Source organism: Elstera litoralis, from assembly GCF_000963705.1.
GTDB lineage: Bacteria > Pseudomonadota > Alphaproteobacteria > Elsterales > Elsteraceae > Elstera > Elstera litoralis.
The window spans coordinates 1-3,208 of record NZ_LAJY01000410.1 but is presented as its reverse complement, the minus strand read 5'-3'; the positions used below and the strand labels follow the sequence as shown (position 1 = coordinate 3,208).

Annotated in this window: 5 protein-coding genes; 3 read left to right on the top strand and 2 right to left on the bottom strand. The window is 63.0% G+C overall.

Annotation, left to right across the window (positions count from 1 at the left end):
* The 3 genes from VZ95_RS25740 to gloA all read left to right on the top strand — a co-directional run.
* Positions 1 to 245: hypothetical protein (locus VZ95_RS25740; protein WP_045776518.1), on the top strand; the 245-nt coding region annotated here is incomplete at its 5' end.
* A 32-nt stretch (positions 246 to 277) separates the two neighbouring features.
* Entirely contained in the window at positions 278 to 1,021 is a 744-nt protein-coding gene (locus tag VZ95_RS14655) for an SDR family oxidoreductase (protein WP_045776517.1), read from the top strand.
* Between the two features lie 24 nt (positions 1,022 to 1,045).
* Positions 1,046 to 1,459, top strand: coding sequence for a lactoylglutathione lyase (gloA, locus tag VZ95_RS14650; RefSeq protein ID WP_045776516.1), 414 nt, complete (start codon positions 1,046 to 1,048; stop codon positions 1,457 to 1,459).
* Between the two features lie 8 nt (positions 1,460 to 1,467).
* Here the strand turns inward: gloA and VZ95_RS29355 are convergent, their stop codons facing one another.
* Both VZ95_RS29355 and VZ95_RS14645 read right to left on the bottom strand, forming a co-directional pair.
* On the bottom strand, positions 1,468 to 1,644 hold the full coding sequence (locus VZ95_RS29355) for a diguanylate cyclase domain-containing protein (protein WP_408606098.1): 177 nt from the start codon (positions 1,642 to 1,644) through the stop codon (positions 1,468 to 1,470).
* 14 nt (positions 1,645 to 1,658) lie between these two features.
* Positions 1,659 to 3,119 carry a sensor domain-containing diguanylate cyclase gene (locus VZ95_RS14645; RefSeq protein ID WP_084627810.1) on the bottom strand — a complete coding sequence of 487 codons (1,461 nt, stop codon included), beginning with the start codon at positions 3,117 to 3,119 and terminating at the stop codon, positions 1,659 to 1,661.
* Positions 3,120 to 3,208 lie beyond the last annotated feature (89 nt).

Sequence of the window (3,208 nt, the reverse complement as noted above, 5' to 3'; positions counted from 1 at the left end):
AACCCGCGCCGCCGCGCCGGGTGCTGAAGCCGGGCGAGGTGCCCGCTGAAACCATCGACGCGATTTTCGATCAAATCGGCAAAACCCTGCCGCCGGTGAAACGCTCGGTGCGCCAGCCGAAAACGCCGGAAGAGGCGATGATGCAGGGCGTCGGTCGCGACCCCAACGGCCCGCCGCCGCCGATTGCCGGGGCGGGCCATCAGAAGGCCATTCTGGCGATGGCCAAAAGCTTCAAAAAGGGCTGACCGGCTCCCACGACAACAGACGAGGCTTGCCCATGAAAACCATCGTCATTACTGGCGGTAGCCGGGGTATCGGGCGCGCGGCGGCTATTCTCGCTGGCGCGCGCGGGTGGGCTGTCGGGGTCAATTTTGCCCGCGAGGCCGATGCTGCGGCAGAAACCGTTGCCGCCGTGGTCGCCGCCGGGGGGAAGGCCGTCGCCGTACAGGGCGATGTTACAATCGAGGCCGATGTGATCCGCCTGTTCGACGTGACGGCAGAAGCCTTCGGCCCGGTCGATGGGCTTGTTGTGAACGCCGGGATCGTCGCGCCCGCAGCCCAGCTTGCCGATATGAGTGTGGACCGCCTCACCCGGATGTTCGATGTGAATATTCTGGGGGCCTATTTGACCGCGCGCGAAGGTGCCCGCCGCTTGCCGTTCGATCGCGGCGGGCGGGGAGGATCGATTGTTCTTGTTTCCTCGGCGGCCTCCCGGCTTGGTTCGGCAGGTCAATATGTCGATTATGCCGGGACGAAAGGGGCGATGGATACGCTGACCCTCGGGCTTTCCCGCGAGTTGGCCGGACAAGGGGTTCGCGTCAACGCCGTTCGTCCGGGGATTATCGAGACGGAGATTCACGCCAGCGGCGGCCAACCCGACAGGGCTCACACCCTGGGAACTGCCTCTCCTATCGGCCGCCCAGGCCGGGCGGAGGAAGTGGCGGAAGCCATTCTCTGGCTGCTGAGCGACGCGGCTTCCTACACCACCGGCGCGCTGCTCGATGTCGCGGGCGGACGCTGATTTTTTTCAACGGAGACTGAAACAATGACGATTCCTGCTCTCAGCGGTGCCCGGATGCTGCACACGATGATCCGTGTCTACGATCTCGATAAATCCATCGATTTTTACACCCGCCTTTTGGGGATGAAGCTGCTGCGTCGCAGCGATTACCCGGACGGCAAATTCACCCTCGCGTTCGTCGGCTACGGCGATGAGGCCGATCATACGGTGATCGAACTCACCCATAATTGGGAACATGCGCCTTACGACCTCGGCACCGGCTTCGGCCACGTCGCGCTCGGCCTGCCCGATATTTACGCCGCCTGCGACCAACTCGCCGCTGCCGGGGCCAAGATCACCCGGGCGCCTGGGCCGATGAAACACGGCACGACGCACATCGCCTTCGTCGAAGACCCGGACGGATACAAGATCGAACTCATTCAGAAGAGCACCGTTTAGGTCGCAGCCTACCCCGCCGCCGCGACCGGCAATCCTGCTTCCACCCGGTTCCGGCCATTGCGTTTGGCGTGGTACAGGGCTTGATCGGCGCGGTCGATGACCTTGGTGATCGACCCTTCCGTTGCCGAACACAGGGCGATGCCGATGGAAACGGTGACGGAGACCGGCCCTGCGGTCGTCGGAATCGGGGTTTCGGCGATTAGGCGGCGCAGCGGTCGCCGCGCGCGACGGCGGCGGGGCCAGGGCAGCCGGGCAGCAGCACCACGAATTCTTCGCCGCCGAAGCGCGCGACAAGATCGCTATCGCGGCCCTGCTGGCTGCAGAGACGGGCGACGCCTTTAATCACCGTGTCGCCAACGGCGTGGCCGTGGGTATCGTTGATCGTCTTGAAGCGGTCGATATCGAGCACCAGGACGCTGATATCCTCGTCGGGTTTGAGGGTCGGGGCGAGCAAATGATCGACGCTCTCGAAAAAGCCGCGCCGGTTGAGAAGGCCGGTCATCGGGTCGGTCAGCGCCAGTTCGCGCAGGGTGCTATTATCCTCCGCCAAGGCCGAGGCTTCGGCGCTGACGCTGGCGAGATTCTGTTCGTAGGTGCCGATGCGGCGGATGAGCGCGCGCAAAGCCTGCGATAGGCGCACCACTTCGCGCGAGCCGCCGGAGCGGGACAGGAAAACCGTATCGAGCGTGCGCCCGCTACTTTCGGCATCTTCCGCCAAGTGCTTCAGCGGAAGGGTGAGGCGGCGGGCGATGACATAGCTGAGGGCAGCCCCGACCGCGCCCGAGAGCAGGCCAAGCAATGCGAGCCCCGCCTGCACTTCCCGGATGGGCGCATAGGCAACGGCAGTTGGCGTTGTCGCCAGAATGCGCCAACCGAGCCCTGGATAGTCGCGGAAGCCGCGCGTCGGCGCGAAACTGACGAGCTTTTCCATCCCGTCGATCGTTTCAGGTGCGACGCCGGTAGCGCCGCTCAAGACTTTTTGAACGGCCCCCAAGGTGCTAAAGTCGCGCCCGAGGACGGGACCTAAAACCGTTCGCCCCGCCTTGTCGAGCACCAGAATATCGGTCTCGGGGAACGTCTGATCGGGCCGCAGTAGGGAACTGCGAATATCCTGCGCCCACGCCCAGTAGAGATGCGCGCCGACAACGCCGATCACCTGCCCTGCCGGATCATAAATCGGCGCGGCGACATCGACGAAGCGCAGCGGCTCTGACCCCGTATTCCCGAGATAGCGTTCCAGCAGCAAGGCTTCGTGCAGATCGCCGACAAAAGGCCCCGTCAAGGCTTCCTTGAACCAGGGGCGTTCGGCAACCGATACACCTTCGAGCAAGCCGCCCGTCGCCACCTCCACCGTGCCATCGGCGCGGGCAAAGCCGATCCAGGCATAGCGCGGAAAATTCTTCTGCAGATCGGCCAGCCATTCGCGTCGCTTCGACGTTTGATCGGGGTGGTTGGCGATAAGCGGGTCGAGCCGGGAAATGGTTTGGATTTGCCAATAGGCATCGAACAGCCCCTGATCGAGCCGATCGGCCATATCTTGCGCGAGGCCGCTCAACCGATCCCCGATCCGCGCCTGCAATCTTTCGGTGAGTTGCCACTCCATCAAACCGATAATGGTAAAACTGCATATAAAAATAACTGCCGCGACCAAGGCCGACATTTGTAAACTGATAGAGGTGCGGTCGAGAAAAACGTCGGTTCATGGTGTCAGGGTATCTGAGTATTGAAATTATGATGTCGATGGGTAGT